The following is a 20,050-nucleotide window of genomic DNA, read 5'->3' on the forward strand; positions in this document are numbered from 1 at the left end:
AAAAGTAATAACAAAATCTAAGAAAATAATGAAAAACTTTTTACTCTTCTTTTTATTAACCACTTCAATGATTGGACAGCAAACTATAGATAATGGAATTGATCCTGAAGGGAGTTCAGCTATATCGCCATACAGTACTACAATGATTGTTAGAAATGCTCCAATTGATAATAGTATTCGAGGTCATCAATACTATGAAGAATATAATAGTCTTGCTACAGTGTATATAGATAAAAAAAGAGCACGTAAGTGTTTAGTTCGATATAATGCTTTCAAAGATGAAATTGAGGTTACTGAAAATGATAAGGCATTTAATATGTTAAAAATAGATGATATTGAAGTTGCTCTTGATGGATATGCTTATAAATTATATGATTATGAAGGAGGAAAACAATTTTTTATTGTTTTTAATGAAGGGCGATATTCGTTAGGAATAAAAGCACAAAAGAAAATAAAAGCAGGAAAACAGGCTTCAACTGGTTATGAAACAAGTACACCTTCTAGATATATTGAGGTTAATAAATATTGCATAATCGATAATGAGAAGGGAGAAATAAAGAATGTTAAACTGAAGAAAAAAGAAATTCTTAAAGTACTAAATAAAAAAACTGAAATTGAAAAATTTGCTTCTTCAAAAAAACTAAGTTTTAAAAAGGAAAAAGATCTTATTAAGATTATTAACTATTATAATTCTTTGTAAAACTTTATGAGTATTTCATTCTTAGGAGGTAATTGAAAAAGTGCAATTGTCGATTTTATTCCTGTTAGGTGTAATTCTTTGATCCCTAGATTTTATAGAATAGAAAACGTTTGGAAACCATAGTTTTTTTATCAATAAATTATGATTCAAACAGATATTTTGTATGCTTACATCGCAATTAAAATGTAATTATCTAAAGCATGTTTAGTGGTGAACTTAACCAGGAATTGTTAATTTCATAATTCAAATATATAATTAACTTATTAGTTTATTGTTAACCATATTCGGTAAAAATTATTGATATGTTATTTTACTAATTAAGGTTTATGATTATGAATAAAAATCGTTTATTTGCTTCGGAAAATTTTAAATTAAAGGAAAATGAAAAATTTGTTTTTAGTAATTTTATTATTGAAAATGTATATGGCTGTTGGACAAAATTCGATTTCTAGAGCAGAAGAACTGTCAGATATGGGAGCTTATGGGACTCGAGTAGTCGTTAGGAAACCTATAAAAAATACTGTTCAGGGGCATCAGTATTATGAAAATGAGAATAAACTTGCTTCAGTATATATAAACGGTAAAAAATTGCGTAGAGCTTATGTTAGATATAATAGTTTAAATGATGAAATAGAAGTTACTGAGGTATTTAATATTTTGAAAAAAGAAAATATTAAGGTTGTTTTGGACAAAGGGTATGTTTATAAAATGTTAGATTTTGAAGGAACAAAGCAGTTCTTTATTTTTTTAAAAGAAGGAAAAAATTCTTTGGTTATGAAGGTAGAAAAGAGAATAAAACAAGGTGAAAATGCAATTGACGCTTATAAACAGTCAACGAACGCTAAATATATAGAAAAACGTAGGTATTTCATATTGACATCAGAAGGTGATTTACTTAGGGTCAAATTAAAACAAAAAGATGTACTTAAAGTCTTGGGAGATAAAAAAAATGAGATCAAAAAATACGTTTCCTCAAAAGGGCTTAATTATAAAAAAGAAAATGATTTAATTAGAATTGTTAGTTATTATAATACATTATAATTCTATAATTTGGTTTTGTAATAATTAACTAATAAGGCTACTACATAGCTGTACGTGTCTAATCCATCAGGTTGATCGTTAGCTTTTAGATAACTGTCATAAGTACTTTTAAAGATAGGTTCAAGAGGATTTTCGTAGGATTCCCAAAATTGATTTACCTCTAGATAATTTTTTCGAATTCCCGGACGTAATTTTTCAATAAGACAAATGGCTTTTTCTTCGTTACGAAGATAGAGGTCATTTAAGCAAAACTTTAAAGCAAATGTAACTCCGCTATAATTAAAATAAGAATCATCATAGTTTATTGTGGTTAAGGCGGCTATAAAGTTAGCTTCATTTTCTTTTGCAAACCCCAATTGGTGAGCCTGCTCATGACAACTTGTTGTTGGAGCTTTATAGTTAAGAATTAATCCATTTATTTGTGCTTCATTAGTAATCGGATTTAGGTATCCACTAAAGCCCATGTAGGTAAGAGGAAGACTTAAAAGTGATGTTTTAATACTCTTAGGATGATACTTTAATGTAGGGAATATGGTATTAAGTTGATCATAGGCAGGGACTGTTTTTTGAAAAACTTCGTCTTTGGTATATGGGATTCGTATTGGCAAAGAGTCGTTGGGTTCTAATTCTAAATGTAGAGAATTAGCTTGTGAAATCAATTTCTCAGAAACCTTAATAAGTTCCACTTCGGTATATTGATCATCAATTTTTAGTATTTCATGTAATGGCAGTCGATAATAATTCATACCCCATAGGATATGAAAACTAGCATAAATGATAGATAAGGTAGCTCCAATATCGAATAGGACTTCTTTCCAAATTATTTTTTTTCTAAATACCTTTTTGAATAAAAATCGAATTAACAATACAATCAAAATACAATAGACTATATCTCCAAAAGAAAACGGAATCCAGCCAAATACATACCGTAGAATTTTAGAAGTATAAATAAAAATTCCATTACTGTAAAATTGTTCGATAACATCAGGGAAAAAAGAGAGTACTTTAACCAGAATGACCTGAATTGGCAGTAATATCGTGAGATATAGCTTTGTTTTAGATTGCATTGGGTAAATATATTTACAATTCTGAATTTAGGATAACGAATTAAGAGTTTTTTAGTATCAATTAGTTTAACTCATGAAACTTTGATTCTTAATTTTAAATTAAGAATTTCGCAATTCTAAATATAATACACATATGAATTCAGAAATAAGAGCCTTAGAACCCAAAAGACTTTGGAATAAATTTGCAGATCTTAATGAAGTACCAAGACCTTCAAAAAAAGAAGAGCGTGTAATCGCGTTTATGAAAGATTTTGGAGCATCTTTAGGATTGATAACCGAAGTTGATAAAGTTGGCAATGTCCTTATAAAGAAACCAGCTACAGCAGGGCTTGAGAATCGTAAGACTGTGGTAATGCAATCACATTTGGATATGGTTCATCAAAAGAATGCAGATACTGATTTTGATTTTGATACTCAAGGAATAGAAATGTATGTTGACGGAGATTGGGTACGTGCCAACGGAACCACACTTGGTGCTGATAATGGATTAGGAGTAGCAACAATTATGGCAATTCTTGAAGCAACAGATATTGCTCATCCTGCTCTTGAAGCACTTTTTACTATTGATGAAGAAACTGGTATGACAGGGGCTATGGGGTTAGAAGGCGGATGGTTACAAGGGGACATACTTTTAAACCTGGATACAGAAGAAGATGATGAAATCGGAGTAGGCTGTGCTGGCGGAATAGATGTAACTGCCAAAAGAACCTATAGAGAAGAACCTATAGAACAAGGTAAAAAAGCATATGTCATTTCGGTTACAGGGCTTAATGGTGGTCATTCTGGAATGGATATTCATAAAGGATTGGGAAATGCCAATAGAATAATGAATAGACTATTGTTTGATGGTTTTGAAAATTTCGGACTACAAATCAGTGAAATCAAAGGAGGAAGTTTGCGTAACGCTATACCTAGAGAGAGTTTTGCCAATATAGTTGTTGATACTGTTCAAGCTGAAGCTTTTGAGTTTGAGCTCAATGAATTGATAAAAACAATTAAGAATGAACTTAGTACAGTGGATCCAAATCTTAGTATAGAAATTAAGGAAACTAATCTGCCAGAAAAAGTAATGGAATTAGGAGTACAAGAAGGAATGTTAAAAGCGTTATATGCAGCGCATAATGGAGTGTATAAGATGAGTGCGTCGATTTCGGATTTAGTAGAAACCTCTAACAATATATCAAAAGTTACTATAGGAAATGGAGAAATGACTATTGAATGCCTAACCCGAAGTAGCGTAGAATCCTCTAAACAAGATTTGGTTAATAAATTAAGAGCAACTTTTGAATTGATAGGGTGTGAAGTAATTACTGGTGGCGATTATCCTGGTTGGGCACCTAATATGAATTCATCAATTCTAAAAGTATTAGATGAATTATATCAAAAATTAAACGGAGAAAAAGCGCATGTAGCTGCTTGTCACGCTGGTTTAGAATGTGGTATTTTGGGGCAAAATTACCCAAATATGGATATGATATCTTTTGGTCCGACAATTTTAGGAGCACATTCTCCAGACGAAAGAGCAAGCATTTCTTCTGTTCAGAAATATTGGAAGTTTGTTAAAGAAATTTTAGCAAATATTCCGTTGCAATAGATAATAAAAGTAATCGTTCTTTTAGTTACTAAAAAAGCGTCCTGATCAGGACGCTTTTTTATATTTCTTCTGTAACTATTTTTTTATTTAGCTTCTTCTTTACCTTGGATATTCATAATTTCTAGTTCGAATATCAAATCAGTGTTTGGTGGAATTGTTCTTGCTCCTCTTTCTCCATATGCAAGGTGAGAGGGGATAAAAAGTACAGCTTTGTCTCCTACTTTCATTTTTTGAACTCCTTCTTTAAAACCAGGGATCATTTGAGCATCTGGTGAGTATGGTACTGGAATAGGAGCATATCCTCTAGGATCTGCTGCTCTCTGTTCGTTATATACACCTAATTCTTTAGCTGTCTCTGCAATATTAGTGTCAAAAATTCTTCCGTCTGTAAAAAAACCAGCGTAGTTTACACCAACGGTATCATCTGATTTTGGTTGTTCACCATCTCCTTGGTTTATAAAATGAATTTCTAAACCGCTTTCTAATTTTGTAGATTTAGCTTTTAGCTCAACAAATTTTGCAGCAATAGCTTCGCCACGTTCTTTTGCTAATCTTTCTTTTTCAGCTTTTTCTTCTTCAAGAGCTTTTAATTTATCAGTAAATGCAGAATCTGTATCAAATGCCTTTGCGTCTGAACCTTTACGGATAATATTAACTTCTATCATTTTTAGTTCTTCTACTGGTTTGTCTCCTGCTGCGGTCTTGGTAATACCTATACTATCAACAATTTCTTGACCTAATACAATTTCACCAAAAACAGTATGTTTTCCGTTTAACCATGGAGTTTCTTTTAATGTGATAAAAAACTGACTTCCGTTTGTTCCCGGACCAGAGTTTGCCATAGATAGAATTCCTTTTGATTTGTGAGAAAGTGAATCTACGATTTCATCAGGAAATTTGTATCCAGGACCACCAGTACCAGTACCTAAAGGATCTCCAGTTTGGATCATAAAATCCTTGATTACTCTATGAAATATAATTCCATTGTAATATTTTTTTCCTTTATAAGTGCTATCGACCATAGTGTTAGTACCTTCTGCCAAAGACACAAAGTTTGCAACCGTCATAGGAGTAACATCATGATATAATTTTGCTACCGTAGTTCCTTGATTGGTTATAATTTCTGCATAAATTCCATCTTGTAGATCTGGGTATTTTTCATTACAGCTATTAAGTGTTATTGCAATAATGGCTAGGAATAATAAATTTAATCTTTTCATTTTTGTTGGTAATTAATTTTCTGTTGTTGATTCTTTTGTAATTGTGTTAAGTGTTACTTCTGTTATTAACGGAATATTTGTGCCAATCTTATTATCATCACCATAATATCCATAAGCTTGATAAGAAGGGAAAAGAAAAGTAACCATTTCTCCTTGTTTCATGAGTTTTAAACCTTCTCTTAAACCAAGAAAAAGTTCTTCTTTATCAATACGATATGTTATAGTATCTAATTCTTGTTGTGTGTAAATTACATTGCCGTTTAAATCTGTTACATTATAATTAAATGTAACTATATCCCCAAATTTTGGAGTTGTACCTGATATAGTGTCTTTTTTAGTGTAAAAATACCAGAAACCGGTTTGTGATGCCAGATAATTATGAGCAGAGTCGTTATTAATTATTTTTTGAATTCGAGCTTCTTCCTTAGCTGCAAGTTCTTTATTACGACTTATAGATTCATCTATGAAAGACCCTGATTTAATATTTATAGGTCTCCTGGCTTCAGGTGTTTTACAAGATGATAAGAAGAAGACAAGACAAAGTATGTGAAGTACTAACCTCATTGATTTAGGACGTTTTTATAAGCAGGTAAGATACTAATAAATTTCTCAACAGTATCAGATAATGAAAGATTACTTCTTCCACCGGCAGCATTATGATGACCCCCTCCTTCAAAATGACTTCTTGAGAATTCATTTACAGAAAAATCTCCTTTAGAACGTAAAGAAATTTTAATGATTCCTTCTCCCTTGTTTTCAATAAAAATTAAGGCAAACTTAATATCTTTTATAGAGAGTCCTAAATTGACAAAACCTTCGGTATCTCCTTTTTTGAAATGATGATCATCTAATTCTTTTTGAGATAAAGTGATATAAGCAGTTTTGTATTCTGGAATAACTTTTAAATTGTTTAAAGCAACACCTTGTAATTGAATCCTGGATAAAGTATTCATATCGTAGATACTTTCATGAATACCAGTGTTATCAGCACCATGATCAATCAAATTTGCAATTACCTTGTGCGTGATACTTGTTGTTGATCTAAATCTAAAAGATCCCGTATCTGTCATTATTCCAACATAAATGCAAGTTGCAATTTCTGGAGTAATACGATCTAAATCATCAAGTTTTTCTATAAAGTGATAAATCATTTGACAGGTAGAACTCATCCCTGTATCACTATAGGTATATGCCGCGTAAGTATCGGGTTGTTGATGATGATCGATCATGATAAAAGTGGTTTTAGTTTTAGCTAAAACATTTTCCATGTCACCACTCCTGGATAAGTGATTAAAATCTAAAGTGAAAATAAGATCAGCTTCCTCAATTTTTGATATAGCTTTTTTAGTTTCACTATCGTACTTAAGAATTGTATCTTGTCCTGGAATCCATTTTAAAAAATCCGGATAATCATTAGGAGTAATAACAGTAACGTTATGATTACTTTCTAATGCAGTAAGATAATGATATAAGCCTAAACTAGAACCAACAGCATCACCATCTGGATTTTTATGAGTTACAATAACAATTTTTTTTGAAGAGGATAATAATCCTTTTATTTCGATTATTTCATTAGTATTCATAGGTCAGCGAAGATACAATAAATAATATTTTGGTAATATTAGAACTACTACTTTTATATGTACTTTATATGCTCTAATAATGAAAAGAAAATATACATACCTCGTATTGTATGTCGTTGTCGTACAGTTTTGTTTTAGTCAGAAAAAAGTCGAAGTTAATAATACCGATTTTACTATTGCTTTTGGAAGTTGTAATAAACAAAACAATCCGCAACCTTTTTGGAATGAAATATTAAAAAATACCCCTAATGTGTTCATTTGGGGAGGAGATAATATCTATGCTGATTCTGAAGATGTATTAAAAATAAAAAATGATTATGCGTTTCAGAATAGTAATTCTGGGTATATAAAATTAAAACAATCTGTACCAGTAATGGGAACATGGGATGATCATGATTATGGTAAAAATGATGCAGGAGTAGAGTGGAGTAAGAAAAAAGAAAGTCAGCAGTTGTTTTTAGATTTTTTGGAAGTATCAAAAGATAGTCCCAGAAGAACACAGCATGGAGTATACACGTCCCGAATATTTGAAATAGACAAAGGAAATATAAAGGTAATTGTTTTGGATACTCGATATTTTAGATCTCAGTTAAAGAAAAGTGCTAATGGTAATGGTCGCTATGAACCTCATGATAATAATGAGGGTACAATTTTGGGAGAAGAACAATGGAAATGGCTTGAAAAAGAATTAGAGAATAATTATTCTGATTTTGTTGTTATTGTCACCAGTATTCAGTTTTTGTCTTCTGAACATGGTTTTGAAACCTGGGGTAATTTTCCTCATGAAGTAGCACGTCTTAAAGAGATACTATTGAATAAGAAGGTTAGAAATGCAATTTTACTAAGTGGAGACAGACATATTTCTGAATTTTCGATAACTAAGATACCAAGTCTAAAATATCCATTAATAGATTTTACATCAAGTGGATTAACACATTCGTATTCTGCATATAGAGGAGAATCTAATAAATATAGAATAGGTAATGTTGTTTCTATTCCGAGTTTTGGAGTTCTAAAATTTGATTTTGATTCTTATGAAGTAACTATGCAAATTCGGGGAAAGAATAATGTTGTACTTCAAGAATTTAAGCAGCAATATCCCAAAGATTAATCTTTTTTTGTATAATCTTCAAGAAGGTTACATATTCCTAATAATAATTCTTGTTTTTGAAGCTTTTATATATATTTTTGCACAAAAATTAAAAAATCGGGTTGTAATATACCTAAATAATAATCTGAAATACTTTTAGATAAAGAAGTATATAGAAAGTAAAAAAAATACCATGGCAACAAACAGAACTTTTACGATGCTTAAACCGGATGCGGTAAGAAAAGGATACATCGGAGCAATTCTTGAGCAGATTAACGCTTCAGGATTTAGAATTGTAGCAATGAAATTAACACAACTTACTACTGACGATGCAAAAGCGTTTTATGCAGTACATAGCGAACGTCCTTTTTATGGTGAGCTTGTAGAATATATGACCAGCGGTCCTATTGTTGCTGCTATTTTAGAAAAAGAAAATGCAGTAGAAGATTTTAGAACTCTTATTGGAGCAACTAATCCAGAGGAAGCAGCAGAAGGTACTATACGTAAGAAATATGCAACTTCTATTAGTGAAAATGCAGTACACGGAAGTGATAGTGATGAAAATGCCGCTATCGAAGGAGCTTTTCATTTTTCTGGAAGAGAGCAATTCTAAAGATAAAATATTCAGAATTTTTTTAAAACCATTTCGTTTTCGGAATGGTTTTTTTGTTTATCATCTTCAAAAAATACGAAGTAATGTGATAAAAAATAATTTTTATTTACCAAAAGACTCTGAAGCTAATATTGGGTGTAATTCCTAGAGAAAGGATGTCAGAGTTTATGAATTGATTATTTAGAGAATTTGTTGTTCTAAATTCTCGGTTTAGCAAATTCTTCCTATTATACAAATTAAGAATTGAAAGCCCAACACGATATTTGAAATTAGAATGTGATCTTAACTTAAAATCATAAATAGCAGAAAAATCTAACCTATGATATTCGGGTAATGTATTACTATTAATTTCTCCAAATTCTAAGATTACAATTTCACCACTATCGTCAACTCCAGATACATTAGTGAAAGACTTACCAGTATGCCATATCCAACCTAGAGAAAACTGAAAATTATTGATTTTGTAGAATTGAGACCATTTTACTGTATGTTCAATATTCCAATTACCAGGAAAAGATTCGTTATTGTTGATGTCCTCAAATGTATTGCGTGTATTAATATAGGAATAACTCACCCATGTTTTATAGTTTTTGAATCTCTTTTTAAGAAAAAGATCAATTCCAAAGACTCGACTTTCTCCTACATGATATGTGTTATCAATAGGATTAATAAACCCTGCGGTTAATGTTGTAATGTCCTCGATTTGTTTATAGTAACTATCAATGTCAATAAACCATTTATTTTTTCTAAAACTACTCCCGAATGTGTATTGATAACTTGTGACTATAGGAAATTGATCATCATTAGCTAATGTCCAAACCTGATTTTCTAAAGATAGATCACTGACCACAGATTCTTGTATCTGACTTGTTGCCTGACTACGGTATTCTGCACTGGTATTGATTTCCCAATTTTTGGTAATGTATTTTTGTAGAAAAACTCTGGGTTCAATAAAGGTTTTATCTAGTTCTGCGTAAAAATTAAAACGTAATCCGGTAGAAATAAAAAAGTTTTTTGGGTTTTCGAGTTTATATTCGGCGTATGCGGCATGGGTATTTAAAAAACGATCATCCTGATCCAAGACTAATTCATAACTGGGAGTAGCAGTTACAAACGCGTATTTGATTGTATTGTTTGAAAACTGATATCCTCCCGAAACACTCTGGTAATCTGATATTTTGTAGTCCAATTCAAATTCTGCTCCAAAATCTGCGACATTATTTTTTTTACTTTCAATTTCTGTTATTGCACCTAGATCTCTGGTAATGAATTGATAATTTAATAGATATTTGGTATAATATCCACTTACATTTTGAGAAAGATTTTTCGAATATGATTGATTCCAGCTAAAGTTATATCCCTCATTTTCGGTAACGAGGTTATCATTAAATGACTCTACATCATCACTTCTTCTAAAATCCAAATCATTTTTACTGTAAATAGTATTGAATTCTATTTTGTGATCATCAGATGGTTTTATGATTAGATTTGCATTATAATCTGCATAGAAAAAATCATTAACTTCATCATTAAGCTCTACCGTTTCTGCAATTTTTGTATTCTGAAAAACGCGATCTGATAACTGTTTGTATGTAAAAGTTTCTAATACATCGGTATATGATCTTCTCCCAGATAACTGAAGAGATACTTTGTCTTTTATGATTGGTATATGCGCAACAGCATCTACGTTAATCATATTAAAACCAGCTCCGCCCGTAAAACGATTAGAAACTTCATTTTCAGACTTAATATCCACTACACCGGCGATTCGATCTCCATATTTTGCGCTAACACCACTTTTTGAAAAATTTACCTCTTTAGCAACATAGGGATTGAAAGCTGATAGCATACCAAAAAGATGTCCTTGATGATATGTTTTTATACCGTTCCATAACACTAGATTTTGATTTGGAGTACTACCTCTTACAAAAAGACCAGAAGCTGTTTCAAAAGGGTTGTTAACTCCCGGGGTTAGTTGTATGCTCTGTAAAATATCAGGTTCAGTTCGACCAGGTAATACTTCAACATTGTCTAAGTCAATATTGATTATCTTTTTGTTTTGTGTAATTCCTTTAGCCAAATATTCCTGAATAAAAACTTCATCAAGAATTTCTTCCTGAGCTGCATGTATAAGGCGTATTTTGATACATTCTCCTGTTATAAATTGTTTGGTGTTTAAGACTCGTTGACGAAATCCGGGAGCACTAATCAAAATAACAGAATTAAACGATACTTCGTTCTTTTTAAAATATCCATTTTGGTCTGTTGTGATATTGGTGCGATCAGATTTAAAGAATATCCTAATATCTTTCAGAGGCTTGTTTTCTTCATCTAAAATATATCCACAAATTGAAAGCTTATCTTTTTGGTTGAAAGAACTAATAGTAACAAAGTTATTTCCTGTAATAGTAAATTGTAATTGTGTCTGTTTTTGTAGTTCTTGGGTAAGGTTTTCTATGGATATCTCTGGGTTAATGGTAATTGAAACTTTTTTGTTATCAATTAAGTTATCGATATAGGAAAATTTAAGATTGTAGAGATTTTCTATAATCGTAATGGTCTCTAATAGCGATTTGTTTTCTACAGTTATCCCTTTTGTTTCTTCCTGAGAAAAAACAGATATATACCATAAAAAAAAACATACACATAAAAGTCTTGTCATGCTATTACTTTTCTAATACCACGGTCTTGCCATCTTGCGATACGCTATACTCCATGCCTAAGGTACTAAAAACTGTTTTAAGAGCCACTTCCTTATTGTTATTAGGAAAAGTTCCTGTGTATATAGTTTTGAGATTTATGTTTTTTGTATTAATATCTAAATTATATTGTTCTTCTAACTCATCGAATACATACTTTATAGGTGTACTTCTAAATGAGCTTGTATTTGTAAGCCATGAAGGTTCATTAGACTCAAAAGTCCATTGTTCAGGATTACTATTATTTAAATTTCTATATCCTTTTCCTGCCGTAAGAATTTCTTCGTTTTTAAGATTGCTTACACTAACCTTACCTTCATAACAAGCAACTTCGAAGAAATTGTTTTGTGATTGTACATTAAATTGTGTTCCTAATACAGATACTTCTCCATTTTTGGTTGAAACAGTAAATTTACTTCCTTTTTTAACTTTGAAATATGCTTCTCCTTTTAATGTTACGGTTCTGTTTTCATTCCAGTTATCACTGTCAAAATTTGCAGTAGATTTAGCATTAAGAATCATTTCGGATCCATCAGGTAAAGTAACCGCTAATTGTTCTCCGTAATCAGATGAGAAAGAATCATTAGAGTTAAATAAAAATAACCCTAAAATAATTGCGATTGAAGCTGCTACCGCTGTGTATGGCCATAATTTTATAACTAAACCAGAGTTCTTATTCGTCGTGCTATTTCGTTTAGATTTTAAAGTGTGAAGTTCTTCTTCAACATCATAATCTTTTAGATCCAAAGCATCTGCACCCGCCATTATCTTTACATAATATTCATATTCAGGATGAGACTTAAATTCACGAAGTTCCTCTTCAGAAAGCTCTCCGCTAATCCATCTGGATAAGAAAATATCGTCTTTTTTATCGTCTAACATAACTTCGGTTATATATATGTGAACGTTTCATTTGCTAATTACCCTACCTTTTATTTGTAAAAAGATTGAATTTTTAATTTTTACTACCATAAAAAGCTATTTTTTAAAGCATTTTATGTTGCGACATCTTTGTATTTAATATTAAATATTTCCTATTTTTTTACGTAAGGCTAATAATGCCTTATGCATTAATTTCTCTATAGCTTTTACAGATACATCTGATAATTCTGCAATTTCTTTATAAGTCTTTTTGTCTATCCTACTCAAAAGAAATACTTCTCTTTGTCGTTCTGGTAAATCAGCGATCGCACTTTTTAGTTTCTCCATATATTCTTTTTCTAAGATGACAAATTCTGGAGATTCATGGTTAATATCGGTTTTACGCTGTACTATATAATCTTTGTACTTGAATTTTACTTTTTGATGACGTGTATTGCTAATGCCTAAGTTAGTAGCAATAGTATAGACATAACTTTTTGCTTTGTCAATAGGTACTTTAGAGCAATTATTCCACAGTTTGATAAATGCATCCTGAACGATATCTTCTGCTTGCTCCATATCTCCAAATTTATAATAGATATAGTTTCTCAAAGATTTAGAGTGGTTTTTAAAAAACCTGTCAAAAGCATTTTCGTTACATGTAGAATTTTTATTGTCAGACATTGGGGAGGTAAAATATATTTTTCAAATCTAGATTTTTTTTTCAAGCTATCAAAAATAAAAAAATTAAAGTATGCTAGGGTAGGGTGTTCTTTTTTTGAGTCGTTTCATTTTAGAGAAGTAGAAAAGGACTTCTAAAATTAATAACTCAAAAAATTACACACAATGAAAAAAATTGGTATTTGGTATTTTTTAATACTTTCACTTTTATTAGGGTTTACATCCTGTGATGATGAAACAGAAGATTTTGATAATGATCCAAAAGTAGAGATTGTTATCGACAATAAAGAAGGAAGCGCGGTCTATAGTTTTGAAGCTAAAACAACCGGTATTGATGATAATGCACAAGTGATTTGGTCTGTGGACGGAAAAGACATAGAAGGAGAAGATCAACAAAATATCATTAACCAAATCTTAGATTATTTATTTAAACCAGGAAAACATACAATCTGTGTTAGGGTAATAACAGAACAACGAACAATAGAAGCTTGTGCAGAGATTAATGTAGATGTGGATCAAAACAATCCATGTCCAGATTTATTTTTTAAAGCTAAGCGTTATCAAGGGCCGTTTACATATAAGTTTATAGCAGATTTTGAAGGAGTTGAAAATGCATCCTATGAATGGTCTGTTAATGGAGAATTGGTTCAGGAAGCTTCACAAAATGATAATCAATATCTTATTTATAATTTTGAGCAGGCTGGAGAATACGAGGTGTGTATCATGACCGAAACACCAGATTGTCCTCAAGGAGTGTCCTACTGTAAAGTCATTGAGGTAAAAGACGATAATAATGGATTATGCCCAGAGTTATCTTTTATTACTGAAGGGAATTTGTTGTTTGCTAATTTTCCTGAAATGGAAGAATTGGAAGCTTATGAATGGTTTGTAGATGGTCAATTAGTAGAAACTGAATCTCTTCAGAATCAAGATCGTGATGATTTACTTAATTTAGAATCTTACAATCCAGGAACATATACGGTTTGTATTAAAGCAGAAACACCAGATTGCCCTAATGGGATAGAATTTTGTAAAGAAGTTGTTATACCAGAACCTAAGCCAATAGATTGTTCTGTATTTGATTTGGTAAACTTTAAAGATAAAGCAGCTGTAGCAGGTGCTATATCTATTACAGATATTGATCCTAATTCTGTGGTTTGGACCATCGATGGCACAGTAATTACTCCAATAACACCTAGAGTTGCCCGACTTACGGATCATGTTACTCAACCGGGAAAATACGAGATTTGCTATAAAGCTGTTTCTCCAACATGTGGGACTCTCGAGAAATGTATCGAAATTGATTATAAAGGGTAATGTGTAGAAAATCATAGTGATTTTTCTATATAATATATTATTTATATAAAATCAAAAGAAGGTTATGTATATATATGTAACCTTCTTTTTTATTGATTATCAATTAATTATATAGGTTTTGTCTGTTTTTTTTTAATAAGGTGGTAGGGGAATTCCCCCTTGATGCGTTTCATAAATGTACGGCAAATAGAAAGCCAATTTTAAATTAATAATTGAATAACCCCTAAAATCAAATACAATGAAAAAACTTAGAATTTGGTATACATTGATGCTTTCGCTTTTATTGGGATTTATTTCTTGTGAACAAACAGAAGATTTTGATAACGAACCCAAAGTAGAGATTGTTATAGATAATCAGGAAGGGAGCGGAGTGTATAGCTTCGAAGCTAAAACCATAGGTATGAGTGATAATGCGCAAGTCATTTGGTCTGTGGATGGGAAAGAAATTGAAGGAGAAGATCAAGAAAATATTATCAATCAGATTTTGGATTATTTATTTAAGCCAGGTAGTCATACCATTTGTGTTAAAGTAATAACCGATCAACGAACAATAGAAGCTTGTACAGAAATAGAGGTTGAGGTTGATGAAAATGACCCTTGTCCAGACCTGTTTTTTAAGACTAGACAATATGAAAGGCCATCTACATATAAGTTTATTGCAGATTTTGATGGTGTAGAAGAAGCTTCTTATGAATGGTTTATTAATGGTGATTTAGTAAAAGATACTTCAGAGAATGGAAATAACTATTTGATTTGGAACTTCAAAGAAGCAGGAAGATATGAAGTATGTATGAAGACTGAGACTCCAGATTGTCCTCTAGGAACATCATATTGTAAAGTGATTGAAATTGAGGAATCTGATTTAGTGTGTCCAGAAGTTTCTTTTACAAAAGAAATGGAGCCAGGGACTTTTGGCACCTATACTTTTGAAGCGCAAATAGAAAGTAATGATGATGTGGCAGAAATTAAGTGGTATGTAAATGGTGATCTTGTAGAATCTCCTACAGACCCGCAAGTAGGAAATAGAACGCTATATTACCAGTTTGGTTCTGGAGCTCATGAAGTATGTCTTAAGGTAACTACTCAAAATTGTCCAGAAGGGATTAAATATTGCAAAGAAATTAGAGTAGGAGATTGTCCGGATCTTTTCTTTGAGCCAGAAAGAGATGGAGATAAGAATGCATATTATTTTTACCCTAGAGCTTTTGATGGTATAGATGATGTTGTTCTAGAATGGTTTGTCGATGAGCAATACGTAGGAAGATCTCCAGAGTTTCCACACAACAATCCGTATTATTATGAGTTTGATGGACCTGGTAGATACGAAGTGTGTTTAATGATCGAAACTCCAGAATGTCCAAATGGAACTTCATTCTGTAAAGTAATAGAATTTGAATAATAAAAATATATAATTAATTAAGTTGTTTAGGTTAGATTAATTAGGTTGATTTCCCTGAAAGTATGGCCATTACTTTCGGGGAATTTCATTATTGAATTCTACTTTTGAAGGTATAATCTTGTATGTTTTTTTGATTGTGATTATATTTTTATACTTTCATGACCTATTGATTATCTTAAAAATAAGAGGTAGGGTAAATATGTTTTTAAACGTTATATATATAAGAACCAGTCATATTGAATAAAATTTACACATATTATACTGTTTTTATACTAATGATAGTCTTATTGGTATCTTCATGTGTGAGCGATGATGGTTCCTTTCCTGAAGATCCTGGTAATGAAATTACATCAACCCCAGCAATCGTTACTATTCTTAATGATTTAAATGTTAAAGGAGATACTTTTTCAGAAGATCAACTATGCTTTAGATTTCAATATCCATTGACTTTGGGATATAATACAGATTCTAATATAAGAATTGATAGTTATCAAGGTTTATTGGATGTGATTTCAGGTCAAAGTTCTAATTTTAATATTACAGGAATTCAGTTTCCGGTCGAAATTATATACAGCGGAAATACAACGACAAACGTTATAGGGAATGAGGCCGCCTTATTTGAGGTAATTCGAGAATGTCAATTAACTACATTTAGAGATATCTTCAATAAACTTTTTAAGCAATGCTTCAAGTTTGATTATCCAGTGATACTTAAGAACGGAAATAAGGAAGAAACTACTATTGATGGCGATGAAGGTTTTATTCGTTTTTTAAGTGCTCAAGGAGAAAATTATCAACCAGATTTTACATTCCCCGTAAATATTTTAGTCGCTCCAAATTTTGAAGCCAATAGGATATCAACCTATTATGAGTTTTATCAAATTTTGAATTTATGTGTAGGATGTCCGGATATTAGATTCGATGTCATACCATTACAGGATAATATATATCAGTTTACTCCAAATTTTGAAATAGGAAATGGATATGAATTATCTTTTAAAGTAAATGAAGAGGTTATTCCTGATGTTATTATAGATGGAAGCGTATTTACAAGACAATTTAGTCCGGGGACATATGAAGTTTGTATAAAAGCAATAACACCAGATTGTCTCGAAGGTAAGAGTGTTTGTAAAGAAATAATTGTAGAGCCAATTTGTCCGGATTTATTATTTGATTTTGTACAGCAACCCGGTAGTCTATCGTATAATTTTACGGCAGATTTTGTTGGGATAGATGACATATCTTATGATTGGGTAATTGATAATGAAGTTATAGAAAGTGATGGAGGAGCTAATGGAGATAATATGTTTACTTTTGATTTTACTCCAGGAACTCATAAAGCATGTATAAAAACTGAGACGCCATCATGTCCAAATGGGATCGAGCTTTGTAGAGACATTATAGTTTGTCCAGAATTATCTTTTACTTCAATGCAGCAGGGAGTAACAAGTACATATGACTTTGTCGCAAATTTTCCTGGAAAAGAAGATATATCATATCAATGGCTCATTAATGATAATATCCAGGAAGAAGATGGAGGAGCAGTAAATGGAGATAATGAATTTACATTCAATTTTACTCCGGGTGATTATGAAGTTTGTATTGTTACCGAAATTGAAGGATGTACAGATGGAGTGAGATTTTGTATGAGCATAAATATCCCATAATTTTTTTCTAACTATCTTTTATTGGTTTGCAGTATTATCTTATTATGATTATAGCAAAATATAAGGATTATAATTTTTAATTTGCTAACGTACAGCTTTTTCAATTTTTAAACTCATAATTCGTTTTAGAAGAGCTATAAAATGTGTCCTCTCAGGGATGTTTTTCATAATTTTGTTGAAAACAAAGAAGGCTATGAGGTACCATACAAGAAAAATTGTAAAACCAGGAGATTTAAACCCTAATGAGACGTTGTTTGGAGGTAGGTTATTAGAGTGGATAGATGAAGAAGCGGCATTATATGCTGTTATACAATTAGAAAGTAAGAGAGTAGTAACAAAGTTTATATCTGAAATCAATTTTGTTAGTTCTGCTGTACAAGGTGATATTGTCGAGATAGGAATGGATGTGGTAAAATTTGGAAACTCTTCTTTAATACTTAAATGTGAGGTAAGGAATAAGCTAACACGTAAAACGATAATTCAAGTCGAGAATATCACTATGGTCAATCTTGATGAAAACGGAAAGCCTAAGGCGCATGGTAAAACTAAAATAGAGTATGTAAAAGATAGATTATCTCATAACTAATTTTTTAATCAATATTTTACCTAATTCGGTATTAATATTATCGATTATTTTCTGTTTACCATAGCTCAATTCTTCTCTTAATACAGATGAAGTAAGTTCAACAAATAATGTTTCTCTTTCGAGTTTAATATTCCTGGTGTATTTGGTAATGGCAGGCCCCATGATTTTTTCCCAAACATCACGAACTTCAACTTTATCCAGACCTTTTTGTAGATTATTGTCAGAAACAAAGTTTTTTAAAACCTCTTCCAGGCTTTGATGTTCTTGATTGCGTTTTGCCATTATAATTTAATCTTCTGATATCGGTTGTAAAAGTAAACATTTCCCGTCTCATTTTGGATCACCATTTGGTTTTCTTTTACAGAAATAATCGTTTCTGTCCAAGTGGCTAATGAAGTTTTATAATGTATTCTCAGACTATCATTTTTGATTGCTAATGAGAATGTTTCACTATCCTTGGTGATGATGAATCCCCCATCAAGTTTAGGTTGTACTTTTTTGCGAATCCCTACAGAATCGTTCACTTCAAAAAAATCAATGCTCTGATTGAAATTATATTCTTTTTCACTACCATCTTTTAATTGTACTTTCTTGATTTCCCAATACCCATTAATGTGTTGGATGTTTTCTTTTGGATTTGTTGTTGTGCATGAAGCAAAGATCCATAGAATGGTTAGCATTAATGTATATGTTAGACCTTTTTTCATATGATAAATTTAAAGGTTTTCAGGCTCATGATCTCCTAATTTAATGATCTTATAGGATTGTGATATTTTTTTTACTACTTCTTCAGTTCTATCGGCGTGTGTATCGCTTATAAATAATTGTCCAAAATTTTGATCATCTACTAATTTTATGATGTGCTCTACTCTTTTTTCATCGAGTTTGTCAAAAATATCGTCGAGAAGGAGCAAAGGATTTACTTTACTTTGCCTTTTAATAAAATCAAATTGAGCAAGTTTTAAAGCAATTAGAAATGATTTTTGTTGCCCCTGACTCCCAAATTTCTTGATCGGATATCCTTCAATTTCAAATAGTAAATCATCTTTGTGGATTCCTACACTAGTATATTGTAACATTCTATCTTTGTCAAGATTCTGTTGTAGAAGTGTTAGTAAACTTGTTTCAGAAAGTTTACTCTGGTAGGTTAAAGAAACTTTTTCATGTCCAGAGCTAATGGTATGGTATCTACTGATGAATATGGGAATAAAGATTTCAAGAAAAGCTGCTCTTTTTTCGTGTATAATAGAGCCGTATTCACTAAGTTGCTGATTGTACACTTCTAATGTAGTGGCATCAAATGTATTATTAACAGCAAAGTATTTTAATAAAGAATTACGTTGTGCGACTATTTTTGAATATTTTAATAATGTGGTAAGATATTTTTGATCACTTTGAGAAATTACGCCATCAATAAACTTACGTCTGGTATCACTTCCTTCTGTAATTAAATCTCGATCTGCAGGAGATATGATTACAAGAGGCAAAAAACCAATATGCTGACTAAAAGTGTCATATGTCTTTCCATTGCGCTTGATTACTTTTTTTTGTCCTCTTTTTGCGCTAATAACAACTTTCTCATCCCGTTCTTCTTTTGTATAAAGCCCGTCGATGACAAAAAAATCAGTATTGTGTTTAATATTTTGACTTGTAATTGGATTAAAATAACTTTTACCAAAAGATAAATGATAAATAGCGTCGAGAACATTCGTTTTTCCGACTCCATTGTTTCCAACAAAACAGTTTATCTTGTCGTCAAATTCAAAATTGATCGATTCAAAATTTTTATAATTGAGTAAAGAAAGCGATTTTAAAATCATAAAACACTGATCGTCAAGGAGTCTTAACTTTAATGAAATTCTTAGTTATCCGCTGCAAAATATTGAAAAATAATAAATAGTTGTGCTTTTAATTATGAATAAAAATTTTATT

At 31.2% G+C, this 20,050-nt stretch carries 19 protein-coding genes; 9 read left to right on the top strand and 10 right to left on the bottom strand.

Features of this window, described 5'->3' with window-relative positions; genetic code table 11:
- The first annotated feature begins 28 nt into the window (after window positions 1-28).
- Window positions 29-700: a hypothetical protein gene (locus tag PQF96_RS09345; RefSeq protein ID WP_271765868.1), complete on the top strand. Its 672-nt coding sequence runs from the start codon at window positions 29-31 to the stop codon at window positions 698-700.
- Between the two features lie 381 nt (window positions 701-1,081).
- Complete coding sequence (locus tag PQF96_RS09350) at window positions 1,082-1,741, top strand: hypothetical protein (RefSeq protein WP_271765869.1); 660 nt, start codon at window positions 1,082-1,084, stop codon at window positions 1,739-1,741.
- Between the two features lie 2 nt (window positions 1,742-1,743).
- Here PQF96_RS09350 and PQF96_RS09355 read toward each other — a convergent pair whose 3' ends face one another.
- Window positions 1,744-2,808 (bottom strand): DUF3810 domain-containing protein, encoded by a 1,065-nt coding sequence (locus tag PQF96_RS09355; protein WP_109438117.1) that lies wholly within the window; start codon window positions 2,806-2,808, stop codon window positions 1,744-1,746.
- A gap of 133 nt (window positions 2,809-2,941) precedes the next feature.
- On the opposite strand from PQF96_RS09355, the gene PQF96_RS09360 reads away from it, so the two are divergent.
- Window positions 2,942-4,402: an aminoacyl-histidine dipeptidase gene (locus PQF96_RS09360; protein ID WP_271765870.1), complete on the top strand. Its 1,461-nt coding sequence runs from the start codon at window positions 2,942-2,944 to the stop codon at window positions 4,400-4,402.
- Window positions 4,403-4,485: 83 nt separating this feature from the next.
- Here PQF96_RS09360 and PQF96_RS09365 read toward each other — a convergent pair whose 3' ends face one another.
- The 3 genes from PQF96_RS09365 to PQF96_RS09375 are packed head-to-tail and all read right to left on the bottom strand — an operon-like array spanning window position 4,486 to window position 7,205.
- Complete coding sequence (locus PQF96_RS09365; protein WP_271765871.1) at window positions 4,486-5,622, bottom strand: peptidylprolyl isomerase; 1,137 nt, start codon at window positions 5,620-5,622, stop codon at window positions 4,486-4,488.
- Between the two features lie 12 nt (window positions 5,623-5,634).
- Window positions 5,635-6,186: a gliding motility-associated peptidyl-prolyl isomerase GldI gene (gene gldI, locus PQF96_RS09370; protein ID WP_109438120.1), complete on the bottom strand. Its 552-nt coding sequence runs from the start codon at window positions 6,184-6,186 to the stop codon at window positions 5,635-5,637.
- Window positions 6,183-7,205, bottom strand: a complete 1,023-nt coding sequence (locus PQF96_RS09375; protein WP_109438121.1) for a DHH family phosphoesterase — start codon at window positions 7,203-7,205, stop codon at window positions 6,183-6,185. The genes gldI and PQF96_RS09375 overlap by 4 nt, the downstream gene beginning before the upstream one ends.
- 79 nt (window positions 7,206-7,284) lie before the next feature.
- On the opposite strand from PQF96_RS09375, the gene PQF96_RS09380 reads away from it, so the two are divergent.
- Window positions 7,285-8,316 (top strand): alkaline phosphatase D family protein, encoded by a 1,032-nt coding sequence (locus PQF96_RS09380; protein ID WP_271765872.1) that lies wholly within the window; start codon window positions 7,285-7,287, stop codon window positions 8,314-8,316.
- Between the two features lie 172 nt (window positions 8,317-8,488).
- Window positions 8,489-8,908: a nucleoside-diphosphate kinase gene (locus PQF96_RS09385; RefSeq protein WP_109438123.1), complete on the top strand. Its 420-nt coding sequence runs from the start codon at window positions 8,489-8,491 to the stop codon at window positions 8,906-8,908.
- Window positions 8,909-9,014: 106 nt separating this feature from the next.
- Here PQF96_RS09385 and PQF96_RS09390 read toward each other — a convergent pair whose 3' ends face one another.
- The 3 genes from PQF96_RS09390 to PQF96_RS09400 all read right to left on the bottom strand — a co-directional run bounded on the left by PQF96_RS09390 (window position 9,015) and on the right by PQF96_RS09400 (window position 13,152).
- Window positions 9,015-11,570, bottom strand: coding sequence for a TonB-dependent receptor plug domain-containing protein (locus tag PQF96_RS09390; RefSeq protein WP_271765873.1), 2,556 nt, complete (start codon window positions 11,568-11,570; stop codon window positions 9,015-9,017).
- A 4-nt stretch (window positions 11,571-11,574) separates the two neighbouring features.
- Complete coding sequence (locus PQF96_RS09395) at window positions 11,575-12,489, bottom strand: FecR family protein (RefSeq protein WP_271765874.1); 915 nt, start codon at window positions 12,487-12,489, stop codon at window positions 11,575-11,577.
- Window positions 12,490-12,630: 141 nt separating this feature from the next.
- Window positions 12,631-13,152, bottom strand: a complete 522-nt coding sequence (locus tag PQF96_RS09400; RefSeq protein ID WP_109438126.1) for an RNA polymerase sigma factor — start codon at window positions 13,150-13,152, stop codon at window positions 12,631-12,633.
- Between the two features lie 162 nt (window positions 13,153-13,314).
- Here PQF96_RS09400 and PQF96_RS09405 point away from each other — a divergent pair, with 162 nt between their 5' ends.
- The 4 genes from PQF96_RS09405 (at window position 13,315) to PQF96_RS09420 (ending at window position 18,118) form a co-directional block, all read left to right on the top strand.
- On the top strand, window positions 13,315-14,466 hold the full coding sequence (locus PQF96_RS09405) for a hypothetical protein (protein ID WP_109438127.1): 1,152 nt from the start codon (window positions 13,315-13,317) through the stop codon (window positions 14,464-14,466).
- A gap of 238 nt (window positions 14,467-14,704) precedes the next feature.
- On the top strand, window positions 14,705-15,865 hold the full coding sequence (locus PQF96_RS09410; protein WP_109438128.1) for a hypothetical protein: 1,161 nt from the start codon (window positions 14,705-14,707) through the stop codon (window positions 15,863-15,865).
- Window positions 15,866-16,140: 275 nt separating this feature from the next.
- Entirely contained in the window at window positions 16,141-17,532 is a 1,392-nt protein-coding gene (locus PQF96_RS09415) for a hypothetical protein (protein ID WP_271765875.1), read from the top strand.
- A 193-nt stretch (window positions 17,533-17,725) separates the two neighbouring features.
- The gene (locus tag PQF96_RS09420; RefSeq protein WP_109438130.1) at window positions 17,726-18,118 is read left to right on the top strand and encodes an acyl-CoA thioesterase; all 393 of its coding nucleotides are present in this window, start codon (window positions 17,726-17,728) and stop codon (window positions 18,116-18,118) included.
- Here the strand turns inward: PQF96_RS09420 and PQF96_RS09425 are convergent.
- The 3 genes from PQF96_RS09425 to recF are packed head-to-tail and all read right to left on the bottom strand — an operon-like array spanning window position 18,104 to window position 19,938.
- A complete protein-coding gene (locus tag PQF96_RS09425; RefSeq protein WP_109438131.1) occupies window positions 18,104-18,400 on the bottom strand; it encodes a DUF721 domain-containing protein in 297 nt (98 codons plus the stop codon). The genes PQF96_RS09420 and PQF96_RS09425 overlap by 15 nt on opposite strands.
- Window positions 18,400-18,825 (bottom strand): lipocalin-like domain-containing protein, encoded by a 426-nt coding sequence (locus PQF96_RS09430; protein WP_271765876.1) that lies wholly within the window; start codon window positions 18,823-18,825, stop codon window positions 18,400-18,402. Before PQF96_RS09430 ends, PQF96_RS09425 begins: the two co-directional genes overlap by 1 nt.
- A gap of 9 nt (window positions 18,826-18,834) precedes the next feature.
- Window positions 18,835-19,938, bottom strand: coding sequence for a DNA replication/repair protein RecF (gene recF / locus PQF96_RS09435; RefSeq protein ID WP_271765877.1), 1,104 nt, complete (start codon window positions 19,936-19,938; stop codon window positions 18,835-18,837).
- Window positions 19,939-20,050 lie beyond the last annotated feature (112 nt).

The organism is Aquimarina algiphila, from assembly GCF_947494415.1.
GTDB classification, from domain to species: Bacteria; Bacteroidota; Bacteroidia; order Flavobacteriales; family Flavobacteriaceae; genus Aquimarina; species Aquimarina algiphila.

What these genes read in the sequence shown, in the direction of transcription:
- PQF96_RS09405 (WP_109438127.1), top strand. Translation starts at nt 13,315, where the DNA reads ATGAAAAAAATTGGTATTTGGTATTTTTTAATACTTTCACTTTTATTA.
- PQF96_RS09415 (WP_271765875.1), top strand. Translation starts at nt 16,141, where the DNA reads ATGATAGTCTTATTGGTATCTTCATGTGTGAGCGATGATGGTTCCTTT.
- gldI (WP_109438120.1), bottom strand. Translation starts at nt 6,186, where the DNA reads ATGAGGTTAGTACTTCACATACTTTGTCTTGTCTTCTTCTTATCATCT.
- PQF96_RS09350 (WP_271765869.1), top strand. Translation starts at nt 1,082, where the DNA reads ATGAAAAATTTGTTTTTAGTAATTTTATTATTGAAAATGTATATGGCT.
- PQF96_RS09345 (WP_271765868.1), top strand. Translation starts at nt 29, where the DNA reads ATGAAAAACTTTTTACTCTTCTTTTTATTAACCACTTCAATGATTGGA.
- PQF96_RS09395 (WP_271765874.1), bottom strand. Translation starts at nt 12,489, where the DNA reads ATGTTAGACGATAAAAAAGACGATATTTTCTTATCCAGATGGATTAGC.
- PQF96_RS09355 (WP_109438117.1), bottom strand. Translation starts at nt 2,808, where the DNA reads ATGCAATCTAAAACAAAGCTATATCTCACGATATTACTGCCAATTCAG.
- PQF96_RS09425 (WP_109438131.1), bottom strand. Translation starts at nt 18,400, where the DNA reads ATGGCAAAACGCAATCAAGAACATCAAAGCCTGGAAGAGGTTTTAAAA.
- PQF96_RS09410 (WP_109438128.1), top strand. Translation starts at nt 14,705, where the DNA reads ATGAAAAAACTTAGAATTTGGTATACATTGATGCTTTCGCTTTTATTG.
- PQF96_RS09420 (WP_109438130.1), top strand. Translation starts at nt 17,726, where the DNA reads ATGAGGTACCATACAAGAAAAATTGTAAAACCAGGAGATTTAAACCCT.
- PQF96_RS09390 (WP_271765873.1), bottom strand. Translation starts at nt 11,570, where the DNA reads ATGACAAGACTTTTATGTGTATGTTTTTTTTTATGGTATATATCTGTT.
- PQF96_RS09360 (WP_271765870.1), top strand. Translation starts at nt 2,942, where the DNA reads ATGAATTCAGAAATAAGAGCCTTAGAACCCAAAAGACTTTGGAATAAA.
- PQF96_RS09400 (WP_109438126.1), bottom strand. Translation starts at nt 13,152, where the DNA reads ATGTCTGACAATAAAAATTCTACATGTAACGAAAATGCTTTTGACAGG.
- recF (WP_271765877.1), bottom strand. Translation starts at nt 19,938, where the DNA reads ATGATTTTAAAATCGCTTTCTTTACTCAATTATAAAAATTTTGAATCG.
- PQF96_RS09430 (WP_271765876.1), bottom strand. Translation starts at nt 18,825, where the DNA reads ATGAAAAAAGGTCTAACATATACATTAATGCTAACCATTCTATGGATC.
- PQF96_RS09365 (WP_271765871.1), bottom strand. Translation starts at nt 5,622, where the DNA reads ATGAAAAGATTAAATTTATTATTCCTAGCCATTATTGCAATAACACTT.
- PQF96_RS09375 (WP_109438121.1), bottom strand. Translation starts at nt 7,205, where the DNA reads ATGAATACTAATGAAATAATCGAAATAAAAGGATTATTATCCTCTTCA.
- PQF96_RS09385 (WP_109438123.1), top strand. Translation starts at nt 8,489, where the DNA reads ATGGCAACAAACAGAACTTTTACGATGCTTAAACCGGATGCGGTAAGA.
- PQF96_RS09380 (WP_271765872.1), top strand. Translation starts at nt 7,285, where the DNA reads ATGAAAAGAAAATATACATACCTCGTATTGTATGTCGTTGTCGTACAG.